The following is a 21538-nucleotide window of genomic DNA, read 5'->3' on the forward strand; positions in this document are numbered from 1 at the left end:
AGTCATCCCGCATGGTGATCCGCGTCTTTTTCACTAGGTGGCAAATGTGTTGCAATGGCTGCTAAACAAGCTTTTAATAAAAAGCCATACGGATTATCCTCTTTTTCAAGCTCTGTCAGCAATAGGTCAATTGCTTTTTTGTGGATTAAAAACACCTTTTGAACAAAGTCTTTTTCCGCAATTGAGGCAAATTCTAATATAAGCGGTAAATAGTCGGGCAATTCATCATTTTTAATATAAAACCCGGCTTTTGCAAACTCCATTTTTAATTTTACAAAAGCTAGGCCGCGCTCTCTATTCTCTCCAAATCTTCCATGGGTTAAATAAAGCGTTTTAGGTTCGCTAAAATCAAACCACCGCACATAATTCTCGCACATCTCTTTAAAGGAGGTTTCATTTACATAGGTCAGAAACCGCCGAAGGCAGTACTTCATTCCTTTATCATTTATTTCATCAACAATTTGACTTGCTTCTTCCGATTCTGTCCATTCTTTATCCGGATATCTCAAGAATAATGAACAAAGCTTAAACACTAATCTATCTTCTTCCATCCATTGTGTTCCCATTTAGATCACTCCAATATTCTTCACTGAAGGCGTATAAATCTTCGTATTTTTCAGTGCCTAAACTGCAACCTGAGCAGCCCTCCATAAACTCGTACCCCGCTGAACCTTGTCCTGAATACATATTGCCTGCCTCTTCCCTGTGAGATTTTGGAATGACATAACGATCATTGTATTTCGCTATCGCGGATAATTCATACAATTCGACAGCGGTTTCTTCAGTTAACCCGGCGTCTTCAAGGATGGCTTGATCAAACGATTGCTTCAAGTTAACACTTCTCATATAACTCCTCATGGCAACCATTTTCTTTAATACGCGTTCAATAACTTTTGTATCCCCCGCTGACATTAAATTCGCAAGGTATTGGATGGGGATTCTGAACTGCTTGATCGTCGGAAAAATAATTCCGGGATCCAACATATCAATTTGACCGCCGAACGTATTGGTAATCGGACTTAAAGGCGGAATGTACCACACCATTGGCAAAGTTCTGTATTCCGGGTGCAAAGGCAGCGCCACCTTATGTTCCACAGCAAGCTTATATACAGGTGATGCTTGAGCCGCCTCAATCCAATCCTCCGGAATTCCGTCCTTCTTTGCTTGTTTGACGATTTCCGGATCATTTGGGTCCAAAAATAGGTTTAAGTGGGACTCATATAAATCCTTTGGGTCGGCAGCAGATGCCGCTTCTTCTATCTTGTCCGCGTCATATAAGACGATGCCGATGTAACGCAGGCGGCCGACGCAAGTCTCAGAACAAACTGTTGGCTGGCCGTTTTCAATACGCGGAAAACAAAACGTACACTTTTCGGCTTTATTCGTCTTCCAGTTAAAATAAACTTTTTTATACGGACAGCCCGACATGCAAAAACGCCAGCTGCGGCATGCATCCTCATCAACAAGAACGATGCCGTCTTCATCACGTTTGTAAATGGCCCCGGACGGACAGGAAGAAAGGCATGACGGATTGATACAGTGTTCACAAATTCTTGGCAAATACATCATAAAAGCTTGTTCATATTCTTGAATCACCTGTTCATCAACATTGTGCATGTTCGGATCCTTTTTGCCTGTATCATAAACACCCGCAAGATCGTCTTCCCAGTTCGGCCCCCACTTCAAATCGATGTATTCACCGGTAAGCTGAGAGATAGGCCTTGCAACTGGCTGATGCTTTTTCTGAGGACTTTTGATTAAATTTTCGTAATCATAGGTCCATGGCTCATAATAATCATCGATTCGGGTCAAATCGGGGTTGTAAAAGATATTCAGCAGCTTTTTGGCACGGCCGCCGGCTTTCAATTCAATCTTTCCGTTCTTCAACTCCCAGCCTCCGCGGTGGGTTTCTTGGTTTTCCCATTCCCTCGGGTAACCGACGCCCGGTTTTGTTTCAACATTGTTCCACCACATATATTCGGCGCCGCTACGATTCGTCCATGTATTATTGCATGTCACACTGCATGTGTGGCAGCCGATACATTTATCGAGGTTCATCACCATTCCAAATTGCGCTTTAATCTTCAAGCCAATCCACCTCGTTTCGCTCTAATTTACGAATAACGACTTGTTCATCCCTCTGGTTTCCGGTCGGCCCATAATAATTAAATCCGTAGCTTAGTTGAGCGTATCCCCCTATCATTTGTGTCGGCTTAACATGAATCCTAGTGGGACTGTTAAAAGTTCCCCCACGTTCTTTTGTTATTTTTGAACCGGGAACATTAATTGTTCTGTCCTGCACATGATACATAAACGCCACGCCTCTCGGTAACCGATGGCTGACGACGGCCCTTGCGACGACAATCCCGTTGCGATTGTACATTTCAAGCCAGTCATTATCACGGATACCAACAGTCTCGGCATCTTTATTATTCATCCATACATGCGGTCCGCCCCGGAACAGCGTAAGCATCGGCAATGTATCGTAGTATGTGCTGTGGTAAGACCACTTAAAATGCGGTGTTAAATAGCGCAGTTTTATTTCTTTGGTTGTTGATGCCGGACGTCCATCTTTATTATAGAAAGCAGCTTTTCTTAAAGGCGCTTTAAAGGTCGGCAGATCCTCCCCAAATTCACGCATGATTTCATGGTCTAAGAAGAAATGCTGCCTGCCGGTCAAGGTTCGGAATGGAATCAGCCGTTCTATATTGGTTGTAAAAGGCGAGTAACGGCGATTGCCTGTCTCTGTCCCGCTATAGACCGGAGATGATAAAACCTTTCTTGGCTGGGCTGTAATCTCGTCAAATGAAATGTGCTCTTCAGCCCGTTCTATGGCTAGGTCTTTTAATTTTTGCCCGGTTTTCTTTTCTAAAGTATCCCATGCTTTCATTGCGAGCGAACCGTTCGTCGTGCTGGATAATGTCAGGATAGCTTCAGCAGCGTTTCGATCTGCAGAGATATCGGGGCAATCTTTATATTCTTTTGTCGTTTTAGCTGTGCCTAAAATATCTTTCAATTCGTCATATTCCTCTTTAGCATCCCAGCTTAGTCCCTTGGCGCCGATTTTTTCCCGTATATTCGGCCCGAGCGCAATGAATTTATCGTATACTTTGGTATACTCCCTTTCGACGACGTGAATACGCGGGAAATTCTCTCCAGGAACCGGTTCAACCCCATTATTTTTCCAGTCGGGGATTAATCCTAACGCCTGCGATGTCTCGTCTGAAGTATCATGGAGGAGCGGTGTAGCGACAATGTCCTTTACCGTCTCCGGCAGATATTTCTCGGCTAAAGATTGAAATGTTTTCGCCAGCTTTTTAAAAGTATCCCAATCAGATCGGCTCTCCCACGGCGGTGTAATCGCTGGATTGAAAGGATGAATAAAAGGGTGCATATCGGTAGAGCTGATATCATACTTTTCATACCAGGTTGCAGCCGGCAAGACAATATCCGAATACAACCCCGTACCTGACATTCGAAAATCCATATTGATAAGCAAATCAAGTTTTCCTTCTTGTGCAACAGATGCTGAATCTACCTCTTCTGTATGCAGGGATTGATCTTGTTCGCCTAAAATGCTTGAATGTGTACCGAGCAGGTGCTTCAGAAAATATTCATGCCCCTTTGCAGAACTTCCAATTAAATTCGCCCTCCATACAAATAACGTTTTCGGAAAATTAACAGGATTGCCCGGCTCTTCAATTGCGAATTTCATTTGACCATTTTTCATTTGATCAACGACATACTTCACAGCTTCATCATTATTAGCTGCCTTTGCCTCTTCGTACAACGTAATCGAGTTTTTATTAAATTGCGGATAGGAAGGCAGCCACCCTAATCGTGCAGCGAGTACATTATAATCTCCCAGATGATGATATCTGGGCTTCTCGACTAACGGTGAAATTAAATCTGAGGATTTTTGATCCTCATAACGCCATTGCTCTGTCACGAAATAAAAGAAAGATGTTCCATTTTGTAAACGCGGCGGACCTCCCCAGTCACGTGCCATCGCCACAGTTTGCCATCCTTCAAGGGGGCGTACTTTTTCCTGACCGACGTAATGCGCCCATCCTCCTCCGTTTACTCCCTGGGAGCCTGTTAACAAAACTAGATTGAGAATCGCCCTGTAAATGGTATCAGAATGATACCAATGGTTAATGCCTGATCCCATGATAATCATCGACCGTCCCTTGCTATCAACCGCATTTTGGGCGAATTCTCTTGCAATTTGAGCGGCTAGTTTGCGGTCAATACCGGTTATTTGTTCTTGCCATGCCGGTGTGTATGGCTTTGGATCGTCATAGTCTTTTGGATAATCACCGGGTAATCCGCGATTTACGCCAGTTTGCGCGAGCATGAGGTCGAAAACGGTTGTGACGTAAACAGACTCTCCGTTTTGTTGAATTTCCTTGACTGGCACTCCTCTTGCGATAATTTGCTTTTGTTCTTGACCAAAGTAAGGAAACTGCAGCAATACAGTTTTGTCTTCTATCCCTAACAAGGAGAGTGCAGGCTCAAGATCTCCGAGCTGATTTTCAGTATCTTTCAGGTGTAAATTCCACTCCCCTCCTTCCGACCAGCGATGGCCGACGGTTCCATTAGGTGCAGCACATTGATTGGAGTTTTTATCAAATACAATCGTTTTCCATTCAGCCTTGTTTACATTCATCCCCAGGTCGCTTGCACGCAAAAACCGGTCTGTTTTATAGTGATTGCCATGCTTTTTTAATGTAATAAGAAAAGGCAAATCAGTATATTTCTTGACGTAATCTTCGAAATAGGGCGTTTTTTGATCGACATAAAATTCTTTGAGAATAACATGGGTCATCGCCATCGCCAACGCTGAATCCATACCTGGACTAACGTTTAACCAATGATCGGCAAATTTAACAAACTCAGCATAATCCGGGCTAATAGAAACTACTTTAGTGCCGTTATACCTTGCTTCAACATAGAAATGGGCATCAGGCGTTCTCGTTTGCGGCAAATTAGAACCCCATACCAATAAGTAGCTGGAGTTATACCAATCAGAGCTTTCAGGAACATCCGTCTGTTCGCCCCAAACTTGCGGCGATGCAGGCGGGAGATCGGCATACCAGTCGTAAAAGCTGAGCAGCGGCGCGCCGATTAAATTCAAAAACCTCGCCCCGCCCGCATAACTGACCATGGACATTGCCGGGATCGGCGAAAAACCTACAATGCGGTCGGGGCCGTATTTTTTGATCGTAAAAATTAATTGAGCGGCAATCATCATATTTACTTCATCCCAGTTTGCCCGGACGAATCCGCCTTTACCGCGCGCTTGTTTATAAGCTTTTTGCATGCCGGGATTCTCAGAAATCACTTCCCATGCCTCGACCGGATCGTTCGTTTTTTGCATGGCTTCTTTCCACACTTTTAACAAAGCGCTTCTCACATATGGAAAACGAACTCGTATCGGGCTGTATGTATACCATGAGAAACTCGCACCGCGCGGGCATCCTCTCGGCTCATATTCAGGCATGTTCGGACCGGTAGTCGGATAGTCTGTTTGTTGTGTTTCCCACGTGATGATTCCGTCTTTCACATGAACTTTCCAGCTGCAGGAACCGGTGCAATTCACGCCATGAGTGGTGCGAACCACCTTGTCATGCTGCCACCTTCTGCGATAGTATTTTTCAGACTCGCGGTCTGCACTGGATAACGTACTATGATTGTTTAAATCAGCGGTGCGTCCAAAAAAAGTCATCTTTTTGAGCAATGGGGAAATTTTCTTCTTCATGACAACACTCCCTTTCGATCGTTTTATGAAGTCCATTACAAAACGACTTCTTTTATGTTTTTTGAGAAATATCACTAAAGATTGCTACAAAATACATGACTTCGCCGGCATCATTTTTAACGGCACTGATTGTCAACCATTCGAGATATTCTTCTCCATTTTTACGCTTATTCCAAATCTCGCCCTGCCAATACCCGTTTTCCTTGAGTTTCTTCCACATCTCTTCATAAAAATCTCGATCATGTCTTCCAGACCTTAAAAGCCGCGGGGTTTGGCCGACAGCTTCTTCTTTTTGATATCCGGTTACAGCACTAAATGCGGGATTTACTTTTTGAATAACGCCTTTAGTGTTGGTGACCATTACACCCTGTCCAGTACTTTCAACAATGTTGTCCGCAAGCCTAAGCTTGTCAGAATAAAACATCCAAACAACTATAATTAAGCTTGCCAAGGCAAACTCTGATAACGCCATGAAACCAATGGCATAATTCCCTGTCATCTGATTGACTGCGGTTAAAATGAGAGGCGGAAAAAATCCCCCAAGTCCTCCCATGGCGGAAACAATTCCATTCACAATGCCGCCTTGTTTTGAAAAATAGAGTGGCACTAGTTTAAACGTGGTTCCATTTCCGATTCCCGAACAAACCGCCACTGTTAAAACTCCAACGGTATATAATGTCATCGTTGGAGAAAAAGAGAGTAGCACACCAGAAATCGTCAATCCTGAAAATACGATGATAAGAACCTTAAATGGATTGAATTTATCCCCCAGCCATCCTCCAAGCGGGCGAAACAACGTACAAATCGTGATAAATCCTGCGGTACGCAATCCTGCATCAACTTCGCTAAGATTAAATTGAGAAACTAAAAAATTGGGAAGATATACGGTAAATGCAACAAATGAGCCAAATGTTATAAAGTAAAAAAGGCTGAGAAACCATAGTTTTTCATCCCGATAAACATTGAGGATTTGCTCCTTTAAAGCTGTTTTAACTTTTGGCTCATGTTTATCGCCCAATAAGAAATTGAGAGCAGCCAATATGATCAGCGGAATGAGAAAAAGCCTGACAGTAACTTCCCATCCCAATTGGTTTGCAAGGATCGGCGCACCAAATGAAGTAAACGCTGTTCCGATGTTTCCGACTCCGTATATCCCATTGACAAATCCATGCCGATCTTTTGAATAGTACTTTGTCAAAGAAGTAACTCCGACAGAGAATATTGCTCCGCCAATACCTAAAAAAAGACCGGCTATTAATAAGTCGTTAAAAGAATCAGCGAGGCTTAAATAATAGACCGGCAGGATTAAAAATAAGAGGCTTACAAGAAAAACCCGCCTCGCGCCAAACCGATTCGTCCAATAGCCTATCGGAACCCGAAGAACAGATCCCAATATTACCGGAATTGCTGTCACCCATGATAATTGCACTGATGAAAGTGCGATATCCTGTTTGATATATGTCATTAATGATGAAATAATGACCCATACCATAAACCCCACAATCAAGCTGAATGTTTGAAGAGGCAGCTGTATGTTTGTTTGCTTCATTTCAGATGACCTTTCTTATAATTTCACGTTATTTCCATAATTCCCAAACAGGTACTATTTATGCATTCCTCAATGAATCCGTTTTTTGGTGTTTTAGGATTCTTAAATAGCCTCCCGGAACACAGTTTCTGTGAAAGAAATTGATAATTCGAGAGCAGTATTGTTGAAAAAGATGTCCTTCACTTAAGAAAAGAATGAAGTTGACAAAAGAACCTGCAACATCCTATGACTGGATATCACATGTTTATTTTGCTTGTTTTGTATATTTCGTATTTAAGAAATCAAACTAAATAAAAAGGAGGGAATATAGTGCTTGATGAGAAAACAATCAAAATTGTGAAGTCAACTGCCCCAGTCTTAAAGGAGCATAGCCATGAAATCGGCAAACGTTTTTATGAATTATTATTTTCAAAAGTGCCTGAGTTACACAATTTGTTTAATCAAACAAATCAAAAGCGGTATTCAACAAGAGGCTTTGGCGTATTCTGTGTATGCCGCTGGCGAAAATATCGATCATTTAGAAGCGATAGATCCCGTTATCAAAAGAATTACTGAAAAGCACCGAGCAATCGGCATAAAACCTGAACAATATCCAATTGTGGGTGCAACTCTGCTCAATGCTGTGAAAGATGTGCTGGGCGATGCGGCAACAGAAGAAGTGCTTGGAGCCTGGAAAAAAGCTTACGATGAAATCGCAAAAGCTTTTATCGATATAGAACAAAAGCTTTATGAAGAAACTGAACATCTGCCTGGCGGCTGGAGTGGCTATCGTGATTTTCGCGTTGATCAAAAAGTGGAGGAAAGCAGGCTGATTACATCATTTTATTTAAAGCCGGAGGATGGTAAACCAATCGCTTCTTATAAAGCCGGCCAATATTTAACTTTACAAGCAGAGATTCCAGGTGAAACGTATACCCACATCCGCCATTACAGCCTTTCCGACGCTCCCGGCAAAGATTATTACAGAATCTCCGTCAAACGTGAGGAAGGACGCGGAGGCGCACCGGCTGGCATCGTCTCAACGTACTTGCATCAGCAAGTGCAAACAGGCGATATTCTCAAATTTTCCGCTCCGGCGGGCGATTTCGTCATTAGCAGCAAAGATTTGCCGCTTGTTTTGATCAGCGGAGGCGTCGGCATCACACCATTATTAAGCATGTTAAATACGGTGGCTGAACAACATCCCAACAGACATGTAACATTTATTCATTCAGCAAAAAACAGTGAGTTTCACGCTTTTAAAGAACATGTTGAAAAATTAGCTGAAAAGCATGAGAATATCCGGTCATTTGTGTGCTACGAAGCACCTGCCTCCATGGACCGTTCTCTACTAAACTTTGATAAGGAAGGTTATGTTGACCTGGAGTGGCTTCAGTCCATCCTGCCGGGAAAGGATGCCGATTTTTATTTTTGCGGCCCTCTTCCCTTTATGAAAGCCATTAACGCTGCCCTCAAAAAATGGAACGTATCAAAAAACAACATTCATTATGAAGTGTTTAACCCTGTCGCGATTTTAGAGGAAGAATAAAAAGGAGAGAATTTAGGACGTTGTAAACTATAAAAGGCCTCCCATGAAAAAAGAATACCCTTAAGATTTTTTGCACATTCTTAGGTTCCCCTGACATGCTAAAGGACTGAATACTTCTTCAATTCAGCCCTTTAGCTTAATGACTTAAGCTTTTGTCTTATCATAACGATAAAGTACAGGTTGCAAAATAAATAAACAAAACACAATCCAAATAAAAAGAGAAAGCCACTTTAATAGTGAATCCCATCCGCTCCAAAAAGACATAAAATAAAGGATTGGCAAAATAAAAATCAAACTAAAAAGGAATTTTGAAGCTGTTGTTTCCTTTAGCGGACTTTTACATCTGGGACAAGTTGGCCTCTTTGTTCTAATCAGTTTAGAATTTTCTCTAAAAGTAAACGGTTTCCTGCATACTGGACATTTACTCATTTTCCCGCTCCTTAACAGGGCTTACTTTGTAAAAACCAGCTTGAGCTTTGTTGTTTGCTTTGTTTTTTCTTATAATACCATGTGGACTTATGCTTATATTTATATTGTTTGTAACACATGTTTCCATCTTTGACAGGCTTCGAAGTTCTGTATTGCTTGATTTTCACCTTTATTAATTTATCAAGTGTCTCTCCTACAGCCAATGAAGTTAGGGTTAAAACTGTTTGTTTTACTCTGCTCGCAGGAACCCTGGTCCATATACTTGTCAAAGAAATTGCCGCTCCAACCAAAGTGCCTGCCGGAACATTATTTGTTACAGTCCCCATGTATACTTCTTTGTACGCTGACAAACCCATTTCAAATTCTTTCTTTGTTTCTAATGTTACACCGTTTAATAAGGTCATGCCCGTTGCAGGGTTATATTGAATATGAGTCGTATGTTTATTTTCCGTAACGATGGCTTCAACGATTCCATTTTCATGGTATGTTGTTTCCAGCGTAAAATGCATCTGCCCATCTTTTACAATTTCCCTTGTCTTTTTCCCTGAGTAATATAGATCGTCAATGGCAGTTTTATGTTCTACAAACCCTTCAGCCGAGACAAAGTCATATGGAGTCACAAAAGAACCACCTGCAAAAAGCAGTACTATTAAAAAATACATTTTCTTTTTCACACTTCTCTCCCCCTTGAATATCCAAATAATTACTTTGCATATTATAAAAAGGGGTTATTTTACACAATACTTTTGTCAATATCGATTTCCTAAAGTCAATAAATCGCTTTTTGTATGCCACGGGAATGTATCGACATCTTGGACGGAAAAAAGTCATCGTCGGCCGTTTCGGCCTTGATTCGAAGGAAGAGAAAACGCGAAAAAGCGGGCGCTGCGAAAGATGTTTCAGAAGTGTGATCAGACGGAGAAGGAAAAGCGGAAATAATATCAGTCAGAGGCCGGGAGTAAGACAATATCGGCCTCTTGACTCTTTATTCCATGCGCTTGAGCAGACATTTTCTTTCATTACAATCCGCTGCAAGGGATTGTAATGGCAAGACCGTCTTTCTGCCATTGGACAATGCCGCCGCTCAAACTCAATACTTGTTTGAAACCGCCGTTAGCTTGCAGGATGCTGGCCCCGATGGCAGATCGGGCTCCGGAATGGCATTGCACAAGAATCGGACAGTCTCTTCTAATTTCATCGAGCCGTTCTGGGAGCGTTCCCAACATGATGTGCTGCGCATTCGGAATATGACCTTCCTGCCATTCAGTCAAATTGCGAACATCAAGCACGTGCACGAATCCGTCATCCACTAATTTTGCGATCTCAGATGGTGTGATCTCCGCGTACGATTCAAGTGAAAAAGCACCGCTTGCCAGGATTTTGTCCCGATCCATAAACCCTGCCGCATTGTCAATGCCCACAGAGCGCAGCGCTTCCAGGAGTTCGTTCACTTCGGCCGGATTCGTTATGAAGTACACAGGACGAGTGTAGTCGATGAGCCAGCCTGCCCAGTTCGTAAACGCCTTGTTGAATGGAATGTTGATTGTGCCTTTGATATGCCCTTCAGCAAATTCTCGGGAAGTGCGGGTATCCACAATTTGCTCTTTTCCCTGCAAATCTTTCACTTGTTCAATCGACGTAATCTCTGGAACAGCAGAAAGATCTTTAAGCAATGGAGGGCCTTCTTTATTTACTCGTTTCATCACAGCGAAATACTTTGGCGGTTCTGGTTGCCCGTCAAGCAAGGCTTTAACGAATGTTTCTTCATCGGTGTATGCCATTGCCCAGTTAAACATCTTTTCGTAACCGACAGTCGTAGTTGGAATGGCTCCCAATGCCTTGCCGCAAGCGCTGCCTGCGCCATGAGCCGGCCAAACCTGCAAGTAATCCGGGAGTTGTTTAAACTTTCCAAGGGACTTGAACATCTCTCTTGCCCCCGATTGTGACGTTCCTTTGATCCCCGCCGCTTTTTCGAGCAAATCGGGTCTGCCAATGTCGCCCACAAAGACGAAATCTCCTGTAAAGATGCCGATTGGACGATCCGCATTTCCTCCGCCGTCCGTCAACAGAAAGGAAATGCTTTCCGGGGTATGGCCGGGAGTATGCATAACCTCAAACATCAGGTTTCCGATGGAAAAGCGATCGCCGTCTTTCACAAGTTGATGTTTCAACTCATCGACATATTGGTATTTCCAATCTGCGTCCCCTTCATCGGAAAGATACAGCTTCGCTTGATGTGTAGCGCCGAGTTCGCGAGCGCCGGAAACAAAGTCGGCGTGAATATGGGTTTCTGCGGCCGCTGTGATGTTTAGCCCTTCATCTTCGGCTGCTTGTAAATATGGTTTTAGATTGCGGCCGGGATCAATGACAATTGCCTCTCCTGTTTTTTGGCAGCCAACCAGATAGGATGCATGGGCCAGCTTTTCATCGTAAAAATAGCGCAATAACATGTTGTATTCCTCCTCTTGAAACATTTAACGGAATATGTCCTTTTGAGTTCGCATCATGCTTTGTCTTGCCTCTTACATCAGTCCTTTTAACATGCCATTCCAATACATGATGGGAAGCAATCTTCTTTTTAACAGGTACATGCTGAATCGTTCCTTGGACTGATCAAATGGAAACGTTTCTTGCGGCACCTTGTGATAGTCAAACTCAGCCAGCACGAGTTTGTTGTATCCTGTAACCAAGGGGCACGAGGTATATCCATCGTACTTTGCTTCTAATGAAGATCCTTTGATCAAGGACATCAGATTTCGCACCACAACCGGAGCCTGTTTACGAACTGCAGCTCCCGTTTTGGACGTCGGCAGGTTGGCACAGTCACCAATTCCGAAAACATTGGCAAACTTTTTGTGCTGCAGCGTGTACGGATCAACATTGACCCAGCCGCCGGCATCCGCCAATGCGCTTTCTTTGATGAAGAGAGGTGCTTTCATCGGCGGCGTCACATGAAGAAGATCATATGCTAATACTTCCTGCTCTCCCGTCTCCAAGTTTTCGAACAAGGCTTCTTTTGAATCAGGCTGAATTTCGATTAGATTTCTCTTGTACATCGTGTGGATATCCTTGCGCCTGACGACTTTTTCGAGCGCATTTGCATATTTGGGGACATCAAAAATGATCGATTTCGCCGATGCAAAAATAATGTCCGACTGATGGCGAACATTTGACTTGCGAAAATAGTCATCTGCTAAGTACATAATTTTCTGTGGAGCTCCCCCGCACTTCACGGGAGAATCAGGATGAGTGAAAATGGCGGTTCCGCCTTTAAAATTGCGGATGTTTTCCCAAGTGCTGTCTACCGTATGATATGAATAGTTGCTGCAAACCCCGTTTTTTCCAACCGCATCTTTCAAACCTTTGACCCCGTCCCAATCGATTTGCAAACCGGCTGCCGCCACGAGATAATCGTAGGAAACGATCGTTCCTTGTTTTGTAAGAAGTGTGTTCTGATTCGGGCGAAACTCAGTTACAGCATCGCCGATCAAGTCGACCCCGCCAGGAATCAGGGAAGCTAAATCGCGCTCAGACTCTTCCTTCTTCGCTGCGCCGCCTCCAACTAATGTCCACAAAGGCTGGTAATAGTGCTTTGTTTGCGGGTCAATGATGGCAATTTGTCCTTTGAGTGTTTTAGAAGCCCGAACGAGACGGGCGGCGACAGAGATGCCAGCAGTCCCACCTCCAACAATGACAATGGAATAACGAGCCTGTCTTGCCATGGTCAACCACCTTTTGTTTTAAAAAGTTGCTGTTTTTCTTAAAGATGTGTCTCTCGTTTTTTAAGTTACCATCCATCTTCCTTTTTTTGTATAGGGGAACTCCCCTACTTTTATGTGAGCCCCGTCTTCCCAAGCTGACTAGAACGTCAGATCGAGATATTTGTTTTTGATCGCATATTGGATTAATTCGTGTTTCGAGTCCAGTTTTAATTTCTGCATCATATTTGTTTTATGATTTTCGACGGTTTTGACGCTGATTGAGAGTTTATCGGCAATCTCCTTATTGGCATAACCCAGCACAATGAATCTGAGAATCTCCTTTTCGCGAACAGTTAAAACAGAAGGCGGCTTTTGGGACGCTGAACTCAGCCATTGATCAATGATGTCTTGCGATACAGATGTCTTGTAATAGAGATTTCCCCTGTACACTTCGACAATCGCCTGATAAAGCAACTGATAATGACTGTTTTTCAAGACGTATCCATGGGCCCCCGCCTCTATCGCTTTTTGGATAAAAATTTCTTCATCATGCATTGTCAAAATCACGATTTTAACAGAAGGGTTCATCTTTCGGATCGCAGTGCTCGCTGTGAATCCGTCCAACCCGTTTGGCATCGACAAATCCATCAGCACGACATCCGGTTTCAGCTGTCCGGCCTTAAAAACGGCTTCGTTGCCATTGTTGCTTTCTCCCGCAATTTCGATTTCAGAAAAACCTTCCAAAAGCACACGAATGCCCTTGCGGATCATCATGTGGTCATCGACCAGCAATACCTTGATCACTCCCCCTCCCCTCCTTGTCCTGTACTTTTACTTTAATTGTCGTTCCTTTCTGAAGTGCGGAGTGAATTCGAAGGCTTCCTTCCATCTGATCGACTCTTTCTTCCATATGTTTAAATCCCAAGCCTTCCTCTGTCAGCCCGTGTTCAAAACCGATGCCATTGTCCTGAATGATCAAAACGAGCTCGCCGTCTTCTTTGTGCAGTATGACTTCAATAAGTGTCGCCTGCGAATATTTCAGGGCATTATGCAGCGCCTCCTGAATAATTCGGTACAAATTGATTTCAAAAATCGGCAGCAAGCGATTGCTGACATTGCTTGAGGCAAACGTAATAGAAACATCCTGATGAGTCTTGTTTAAGCTGGACACAAGGTGCTCGACAGCAGGAATCAGCCCCAGCTGATCGAGACTGTGCGGCCGCAGCTGGAGAGCGTAGAGCTTGACGTCTTGGATCGCCTTTTCCAATTCATCGATGATGTCCTGCATGTACTCTTTAAATGTTTCTTCCTGCTCCATGCGCGACTGAATCGCCTGAATACCTACTGAAACCGAATAAAGCGATTGCCCCACGCCATCGTGCAGTTCCTTGGCAAGCCGCTTGTGTTCATTTTCCTGAGTTTCTAGCGTTTTTTGCAGAACAAGCTTGGAGATCCGCGCTCCCTCTTCCTTTTTCTTTATCGTTAAATCTTTCAGAACCAAAAGCACTTCCATTTGATCGCCGTTTTCAGAAATGACAGCTGTACTCATCTCCATGTCGACGAATCGCCCTTCATAGGTGGGCATCGAGGAGAGAAAATAAGGAACTTCACGCTTGGCCAGCAAATAACAACGCGCTTCTCCCGCTTCCAATTTTCTCGTTTGGCAGTAGGAACAATACGGAACCTTGTCCCCTAATTTCCATCCCGTCATATTCTCTGCGGACGGGTTCATCACCAGAATTCGGCGTTCCTGATCCATCATGATGATTCCATCCTGCAAATGGTCGAAGATCTGCCTTAAATAGCCGCTTTCCATTGACTTTCCTTCTTCTTTATACCGTTCAAAAAAAGTCGGTTTTTGACACATCATGGCCCCTCCCTCAGCTATCTATTCCTCGTACAACTGATAGATTCTTTTTAGCTTCTGTTCAAGCTGCTCAAAATGAACAAAACGCGCTTCTCTTAGACATTCGGTTCCCTCAATAAACAAAAGAAGCACAGGAACTGTGAAAACTGAAAACCTGCCGGCAACCTCCTCCACTCTATCAGCGTTGATTTGCCCTAATTTAATCTTTGGAAAGCGAGTCAACAGTACTCTAAGCTGCGGCAGAACAGCGTGACATACTGTACATTGAGGCCTTGATATATATATAAAACTTAATTTATGACCGGTTATAAACTTCTCAATTGCCACCATTGAAGTCAGCTCTGTCATCTCTTTCATCCAATTCCTCCTTTAAAATGAAATTTTCTCTGATCTGTTTATCTTAACTATTAATTTAAAATATCAACCTAAACTTTCACTGTTGTCATCATAATAACGAATATCAGAATCCTTGTGAGAAACGGGCACCGATCAAGAGTTTTACCCGCCAGAGAAGGGAAGTGCTCATCTTATTGACTCATAATTGTTTAACTCCCATAATACCCATTAAACCAATAAGTTTTTTTCACAACTATTTAAACCTGTCCAAATCGCCATTATTAAAAAGAATGTCATCCAGCGCTTGAAACGATGATTGAATGCGATCGAGTTTCCTAACATGAAAGCAATCGACTATTGAACCTGTTGGGTCTTTCATTTTCAAAGGTATCCTAACCAGATTTTAATGGCTGCCGCTGCTATTAATAGAGCTAAAACCCATTGCAGGAATTGTGTATTTACCTTTTGTCCAACTTTTACGCCAAGAGGAGATGCAATTAAACTAGCGACCATAAGAACCAGAGCCGGCCCAAAAAGCACCTGTCCGGTCATTACTTTTCCAACTGCTGCGCCGATGGAGGAAATAAATGTAATCGCAAGAGATGAAGCAACGGTGATTCTTACAGGAATATTTAAAATCGATAACATAATAGGAACTAAGATAAAAGCGCCGCCAGCTCCTAAAACACCTGATACGCCGCCAATGATAAAGGCTAAGGACGAAGCTAACCATTTATGAAATGTGACTTCTTCGCCTTCCCTACGTTCTTGTCCTTTTTTAGGTGTAAACATTAATATAACAGCTATAATAGCCAAAATTCCGTATATGAAATTCATTCCTTGTTCAGATAAACGATGAGAAAAGTAACTCCCCAATACACTCCCAATCAGGATACTGCTTCCCATGTAAGTGATTAATGGTTTATTTAAAAAACCACTCTTACGATAAGCCCAAACACCGCCAAATGTTGCAAAGAACACTTGAATCGCTCCTATCCCTGAAACTTCATGGGCTGTTAATGACATCACTCCCGCTAGAGAAGGAATGTACAACAACATAGGATAATTAATAACAGATCCGCCAATACCAATCATTCCGGAAATAAAAGCGCCAATAAACCCTATCATGAAAATCGTGATCATAAAGGCAATATCCATTTTGGTTTCCTCCTTTTCAAAGGAAAAGGGTATCTTTTGATTCGATACCCTTTTACATCCATTAGCCTTTTTTAATCCAGAATTTCAGTACATCGCCCTCTTCAGTTTTCTCTAAAAGGTCATGTCCGCCAGATTTAGACCAAGCAGCTAGATCATTTTTAGCTCCCTTATCTGTTACATGAACTTCTAATATTTGACCTGATTCCAGTTCATTCATCGCTTTCTTTGTTCTGACGATTGGCATTGGGCATGCCAGTCCTTTTGCGTCTAATACTTTATCTGATTTCATATTCATCTCTCCTCTTTTTAATAGAAACTTGTGTTACCGAATTGCACATCGGTTTGGCCCAATCTCCATCTCACGCTGTTTTTCTTCATCAGGGTTGATTTTCCCCATGTTTGTTTCACGAATTTCTTGATATGCATGAGGTTGCGGAGGTAAATGATCTGTCACCAGGTGTCTGAATTCTGTTTCATCCGCAATGTTCAAACCATGGTTCTCGGTAAATAATGTACTTAGTTTTTGACCAACACTTCCATCCTCATTTAGCTCATCAATGATCATAAAGTGTGCCGGTAATACGATTAAATCCTTCGATAACGCTTTGTAGCGGCTATAAAGCGTTTTTCTTAAATCTCCTACCCAATCTTCTGCCATACCTGCTAAATCCGGTCTGCCAATGGAATCGATAAACAAGATATCTCCTGAAAGAAGATACTGATCATCGACAATGAAAGAAGTGGAGCCAATGGTGTGCCCAGGAGAATAAATCGGTTGAATTTTAATCTTTGTATTTCCGATGATGATATCATTTCCTTCTTCCAATGGTTGATAATCGAAGACCACTTCTTCAGCATCTTTCGGCGGCAGCCAATAGGTTGCTTTTGTTTTTTCAGCAATGATTCTGCCGCCTGAAATATGGTCTGCGTGAAGATGTGTATCAAATACGTGAGTAATCATTGCGCCTTTTCCCTCAGCAAAATCTATAAAGACATCCGCCATGCGTGTCGCATCGATAATCGCTGCTTCACCATTGGAAATGACCATGTATGACAAGCAGCCTTTCCCGATGCGAACAAACTGATACACTTCACCGCCGTCTTGTAAATCCCCGACTTTTACCGGCTCTACATGCTCACTCCATGCTTTCATCCCCCCCTTAAGATAGGATACAGAAAGACCTGCTTCAGAAAGCATTTCAGATACCATGACGGATGAACCTTCTTTTGCGCATACGACTAGCACTTCTTTATCGGATGGAATGTTCTCTAAGATATCTTCTACGCCATCTAAAAGATCAAAATACGGTACATTTAAATGGTCAACATCATGCCCTTCAATCTTCCAATCGCTAAAATCATGTTCATTACGTACATCCAGAATAAACAAAGGTACCTTGTTAAAGATTTTTTGTGTCACTTCATTTGCGGTAAGTGCTTGTACGGCCATGTTTAATTTCCTCCCATATCAAAATCTTATTAATCAGGACTAAAATGTTAAAGATACATCTGCGTCTTTTGCAAAATCTAAGAAGGTAACAGCCCCGCCTACTTCAATTCCTTCTATAAAATCTTCTTTTGTTAAACCCATAACGTCCATCGTCATTTGACAACCAATAAATCTAACACCCATCTCTTGTGCCATTTCAATCAGTTCAGGAATAGACGGCACGTTTGCTTTCTTAAATCCTTCCGCAAAGTGTTCTTTTCCTTGCGGCATTTCTAATTCTTGATGTGCTTGCTTATGAATCAGATTTAATCCCTCGAATGTAAAGAAGATAGATACTTCTTGATCACTTGCTGCTGCCGCAGTTGCAATATTAAATACTTTATAAGCATCAAATAGACCACCATTTGCCGCAATAATCGCTACTCTTGTACTCATATGTTCATCACCCTTTTTATTTATTCTGTTTTACCTGTCCAATCACGCATACCTGAGACAACATTAATAACCTTTTTAAAACCTTGTTTTTTCATGGTGTGGGCTGCCATTTCACTTCTTCTTCCCGAATGGCAGATAATATAAATTTCATCATTTTTGTTTAATTCGTTAGAGCGCTTTTCCACTTCACCAAGAGGGATATGCACAACTCCGGGGATATGAGCTTCTTCATACTCCTCTATCTCCCGTACATCTAAAATGTTAAGAGACTCGTCACTATCCACTTTCTGTTTGAAAGCTTCTAATGAAATCTCAGGAATTGAAGATGCATTTTCTGATGAATGCTCTCCTCCTTTTCGAAGAAAATGACGAAGGACTTCTCCCTCTGTTTCAGTACCTAGATATTCATGACCTGTACTTTTTGCCCATGCTTCCAGATCTGCCGTAGAGCCCTTGTCTGTCGCTTGAATTTCCAATACTTCACCAGCTTTTAATTCTTTCATTTTCTTCTTCGTTTTTACGATTGGCATTGGGCAAGCCAAGCCTTTAGCGTCTAGTACAATATTTGCTTTCATCATTTTTTTCCTCCTTCTCTCTTATAGGGGTGGGGGTATACCATCAGATAAAAAATCGGTGTTAATGCCACGCATTCATGCCGCCTTTTATATTTGTGATACGTTTAAATCCTTGTTTTTTCAATACTTTACTTGCCTTTAAACTTCTCATTCCACTTTGACAGATCACAAATACGGCTTTATCTTTCGAAAGCTGATTAGTTTGATGAGGCAAGTCAGACAAGGGAATATTTTTGAACCCTTTAATATGCCTTGTCCGGAACTCATAAGGAGTTCGTACATCGATAAACTGTTTGTCTTTATTTTTCAGCTCTGACTTTAAATCAGCAATTGTTATTTGTTTAACACCTTGCAATGGTAAAAAACGTCGAAATAAGATCCAAAGTAAACATAAAATGAGTAATGTATTGATTATTACGCCGCTAACCATATTGTTATATAACCTCCCTTCATTTATTCAATTTGAAATGGTTAAAATTAGATAAATAAGTTGACATTACCTTCTTCAGCATCTGCTAAATAAGCTGCTACTCCGGCATAGTCGATATCATCTAATAGTTCTTTTTCCTGCAAACCAAGAAGATCCATTGTCATCGTACAAGCTACAAGCTTCACATCCTGGTCTTGAGCCATCTCGATTAACTGTGGCAATGTCAGCGCGTTATGCTTTTTCATAACATTTTTAATCATTTTAGGACCCACACCCGCAAAATTCATTTTAGATAAACCCATCTTATCAGCACCGCGAGGCATCATTTTTCCAAACATTTTTTCAAGAAACCCTTTTTTCACTGGAACAAGTTCTTCTTTACGCAAAGCGTTTAATCCCCAAAAAGTATGAAAAATCGTCACTTCATGATCGTAGGCAGCAGCACCATTTGCAATAATATAGGCCGCCATTGCTTTATCATAATCTCCGCTAAATAAAACAATTGTTGTACGTTTTGTTTGTTCTGTCATGTTTAACCTCCTAGCCTCCATATACCTATAGGGGTATATGGAAGTTTAAAATTTTTTCTGAAGATCTGCTATTAGCCAACTCGTTAAATACCGGTAGGGGTATATTATAAAACATATAAAAATTCGTCAACCTTAAATTATAGGTTGATGAATTTTTTATCGGCTCTTTACCAATAAGTCGACCGCTTCTTTTACTAAGCTGGATGTGTCTTCTCCCTGTTCCAAGCTTTCACGAACACAATGTTCAAGGTTTGTACTCACAATAACACCTAATGCTCTATCCATTGCATTACGAGATGCTGCCAATTGAGTGACGACTTCTCTACAGTCTTTTCCTTGCTCCATCATCGTCAATACACCTTTAATCTGTCCTTCTATCCGGCGCAAACGATTTTTAATCTTTTGATCATACTCCATATCGCTAAAATCCTTTCTTTTATTAATTTCCGCTTTGCAAGTTTGCCAATTCATAACTGTTCACAAGAATACCTTTGCGCTTTAGACAACGAACGCCTAAATTAAATTCTACCCTGTAACGAGCTATTATGTGTATCTTATCACGCGGAATCTCTAGAAAAAAACGTTTTAGATACGCGTATGAGAATGTTTAAAATAAAATCTTCTGATAGATCGGGTACATCGTTTAATCGCGCATATCTATGATTGCCATATCTGCGGATTTTTTTCATCCGGTTATAGGATCATAACGTTCGAATGATGATAAGCAGAAATGATATAGCTAAATCATTAATTTTATTGACACCACCTTATGAACTTTCTTTATCGCTTACGAAGTAATATTATACCCCATAGGGTATATTGTCAAGCACAAAAGTTAACTTCTTATCTCCTCAAAATAAGAAACAAGCTGATTTATCAACTTTGTGCACATTGACGTCTCGGACGGCCGACAAAAAGAATCCATCACCACACGCTTCGGTCTTGATTTGAAAAAAGAGAACACAGAAAGGAAATCGCAAAAGATCTCGACATGCAATGGAGCCATGTGTCCGAACCCGGAAAACGGGATCGATGAGGATGTTTCATGAATTTTACCGGGCGGAGAAGGTGAAGCTGAAGAAGAAGATGTGCCGCATGAGAAGCCGGATCGTTTTTCCGGCTTCCTTTATTTCATTTCAAAAAACAAGAAATCACTTTATGCTGCTGGATATAAACATTGAAGCATCTTGATTCATAAAAATACGATGGCCGTGATAGAATGTCTTCATTTCAGTTGATTTAAATCCAACATCGGATAATCTTTTTTTCAATTCTTCGTGCGAAAAACCGCTGTGAACTTTCGGATGTTGAATTTTATCGTTTTGGTCAAAATCAATAATCATGAGCTTTCCGCCATTATTTAAAACACCGAACAATTCTTGTAAAATTTTATCCGTTTCCGGAATATGAAGAAGGACGAGTGACATTAAAACGATGTCTGCCTTCAGTTCAGGAGTTTCTTCGGTAAAATCTGAATAAAGCACTTTTGCATTGGCAATTCCTTTGCGAGAAATTTTAGCATTAGCCACCTCCAGCATTTGTTTTGATGAATCGACCAACAAAATAGAATGTACTAAATCTGATAATTCTAAACTAATGAGACCCGTACCGCTCCCATAGTCGATTAAAGATTTTGATTGACTATTTCTCAATTCCTGTCTTACTTCATTCACGATCACTTTTGCTAATTCAATTCTTTCTTCTGTATCATATCGTTTTGCCATCTGTTCAAAAACGTTATTTTCCATATTCCACTTCCTATTTATTTTTAGATGGTTTACTAAAACTA

At 41.7% G+C, this 21538-nt stretch carries 19 protein-coding genes and 2 pseudogenes; 2 read left to right on the plus strand and 19 right to left on the minus strand.

The window, feature by feature from the left end:
• Nucleotides 1–2: 2 nt before the first annotated feature.
• The 4 genes from narJ to KI350_RS01055 are packed head-to-tail and all read right to left on the minus strand — an operon-like array spanning nucleotide 3 to nucleotide 7310.
• Nucleotides 3–566 (minus strand): nitrate reductase molybdenum cofactor assembly chaperone, encoded by a 564-nt coding sequence (gene narJ / locus KI350_RS01040; protein ID WP_020452306.1) that lies wholly within the window; start codon nucleotides 564–566, stop codon nucleotides 3–5.
• On the minus strand, nucleotides 538–2088 hold the full coding sequence (narH, locus tag KI350_RS01045) for a nitrate reductase subunit beta (protein WP_020452307.1): 1551 nt from the start codon (nucleotides 2086–2088) through the stop codon (nucleotides 538–540). The genes narJ and narH overlap by 29 nt, the downstream gene beginning before the upstream one ends.
• Nucleotides 2078–5761 carry a nitrate reductase subunit alpha gene (locus KI350_RS01050; RefSeq protein ID WP_025811102.1) on the minus strand — a complete coding sequence of 1228 codons (3684 nt, stop codon included), beginning with the start codon at nucleotides 5759–5761 and terminating at the stop codon, nucleotides 2078–2080. The genes narH and KI350_RS01050 overlap by 11 nt, the downstream gene beginning before the upstream one ends.
• A gap of 52 nt (nucleotides 5762–5813) precedes the next feature.
• Complete coding sequence (locus tag KI350_RS01055) at nucleotides 5814–7310, minus strand: nitrate/nitrite transporter (protein ID WP_059231221.1); 1497 nt, start codon at nucleotides 7308–7310, stop codon at nucleotides 5814–5816.
• Between the two features lie 309 nt (nucleotides 7311–7619).
• Here KI350_RS01055 and hmpA point away from each other — a divergent pair.
• Nucleotides 7620–8838: pseudogene (gene hmpA / locus KI350_RS01060) on the plus strand (NO-inducible flavohemoprotein).
• A 440-nt stretch (nucleotides 8839–9278) separates the two neighbouring features.
• Here the strand turns inward: hmpA and KI350_RS01065 are convergent.
• The 14 genes from KI350_RS01065 to KI350_RS01130 form a co-directional block, all read right to left on the minus strand.
• Nucleotides 9279–9941: a hypothetical protein gene (locus tag KI350_RS01065; protein WP_075213724.1), complete on the minus strand. Its 663-nt coding sequence runs from the start codon at nucleotides 9939–9941 to the stop codon at nucleotides 9279–9281.
• Between the two features lie 345 nt (nucleotides 9942–10286).
• Nucleotides 10287–11717: an MBL fold metallo-hydrolase gene (locus tag KI350_RS01070; protein ID WP_059231361.1), complete on the minus strand. Its 1431-nt coding sequence runs from the start codon at nucleotides 11715–11717 to the stop codon at nucleotides 10287–10289.
• Nucleotides 11718–11789: 72 nt separating this feature from the next.
• Nucleotides 11790–12989 (minus strand): NAD(P)/FAD-dependent oxidoreductase, encoded by a 1200-nt coding sequence (locus KI350_RS01075; protein WP_059231363.1) that lies wholly within the window; start codon nucleotides 12987–12989, stop codon nucleotides 11790–11792.
• Between the two features lie 138 nt (nucleotides 12990–13127).
• A complete protein-coding gene (locus tag KI350_RS01080; protein ID WP_025811099.1) occupies nucleotides 13128–13772 on the minus strand; it encodes a response regulator in 645 nt (214 codons plus the stop codon).
• On the minus strand, nucleotides 13747–14838 hold the full coding sequence (locus KI350_RS01085) for a PAS domain-containing sensor histidine kinase (RefSeq protein ID WP_059231365.1): 1092 nt from the start codon (nucleotides 14836–14838) through the stop codon (nucleotides 13747–13749). Before KI350_RS01085 ends, KI350_RS01080 begins: the two co-directional genes overlap by 26 nt.
• Before the next feature lie 18 nt (nucleotides 14839–14856).
• Nucleotides 14857–15192 (minus strand): thioredoxin family protein, encoded by a 336-nt coding sequence (locus KI350_RS01090; protein ID WP_059231367.1) that lies wholly within the window; start codon nucleotides 15190–15192, stop codon nucleotides 14857–14859.
• A 360-nt stretch (nucleotides 15193–15552) separates the two neighbouring features.
• Entirely contained in the window at nucleotides 15553–16329 is a 777-nt protein-coding gene (locus tag KI350_RS01095) for a sulfite exporter TauE/SafE family protein (RefSeq protein WP_059231369.1), read from the minus strand.
• Between the two features lie 61 nt (nucleotides 16330–16390).
• Nucleotides 16391–16618, minus strand: coding sequence for a sulfurtransferase TusA family protein (locus KI350_RS01100; RefSeq protein WP_059231371.1), 228 nt, complete (start codon nucleotides 16616–16618; stop codon nucleotides 16391–16393).
• Between the two features lie 33 nt (nucleotides 16619–16651).
• Nucleotides 16652–17779, minus strand: a complete 1128-nt coding sequence (locus tag KI350_RS01105) for an MBL fold metallo-hydrolase (RefSeq protein ID WP_059231373.1) — start codon at nucleotides 17777–17779, stop codon at nucleotides 16652–16654.
• Between the two features lie 39 nt (nucleotides 17780–17818).
• Nucleotides 17819–18214, minus strand: a complete 396-nt coding sequence (locus tag KI350_RS01110) for a DsrE/DsrF/DrsH-like family protein (RefSeq protein WP_059231375.1) — start codon at nucleotides 18212–18214, stop codon at nucleotides 17819–17821.
• Nucleotides 18215–18234: 20 nt separating this feature from the next.
• Nucleotides 18235–18792 (minus strand): sulfurtransferase TusA family protein, encoded by a 558-nt coding sequence (locus KI350_RS01115; RefSeq protein WP_059231377.1) that lies wholly within the window; start codon nucleotides 18790–18792, stop codon nucleotides 18235–18237.
• Between the two features lie 58 nt (nucleotides 18793–18850).
• Nucleotides 18851–19219 (minus strand): rhodanese-like domain-containing protein, encoded by a 369-nt coding sequence (locus KI350_RS01120; RefSeq protein WP_059231379.1) that lies wholly within the window; start codon nucleotides 19217–19219, stop codon nucleotides 18851–18853.
• A 47-nt stretch (nucleotides 19220–19266) separates the two neighbouring features.
• A complete protein-coding gene (locus KI350_RS01125; RefSeq protein ID WP_059231381.1) occupies nucleotides 19267–19749 on the minus strand; it encodes a DsrE/DsrF/DrsH-like family protein in 483 nt (160 codons plus the stop codon).
• A 156-nt stretch (nucleotides 19750–19905) separates the two neighbouring features.
• Nucleotides 19906–20166: a metal-sensitive transcriptional regulator gene (locus tag KI350_RS01130; RefSeq protein WP_059231383.1), complete on the minus strand. Its 261-nt coding sequence runs from the start codon at nucleotides 20164–20166 to the stop codon at nucleotides 19906–19908.
• Between the two features lie 470 nt (nucleotides 20167–20636).
• On the opposite strand from KI350_RS01130, the pseudogene KI350_RS22890 reads away from it, so the two are divergent.
• Nucleotides 20637–20832, plus strand: a pseudogene (locus tag KI350_RS22890) (hypothetical protein); the annotation flags it as partial.
• A gap of 68 nt (nucleotides 20833–20900) precedes the next feature.
• On the opposite strand, the gene KI350_RS01135 reads toward KI350_RS22890, so the two are convergent.
• On the minus strand, nucleotides 20901–21497 hold the full coding sequence (locus KI350_RS01135; protein WP_025811092.1) for a class I SAM-dependent methyltransferase: 597 nt from the start codon (nucleotides 21495–21497) through the stop codon (nucleotides 20901–20903).
• Nucleotides 21498–21538 lie beyond the last annotated feature (41 nt).

Origin of the sequence: Bacillus sp. J41TS8 (genome assembly GCF_018333035.1) — a bacterium.
GTDB lineage: Bacteria > Bacillota > Bacilli > Bacillales > Bacillaceae > Bacillus > Bacillus paralicheniformis.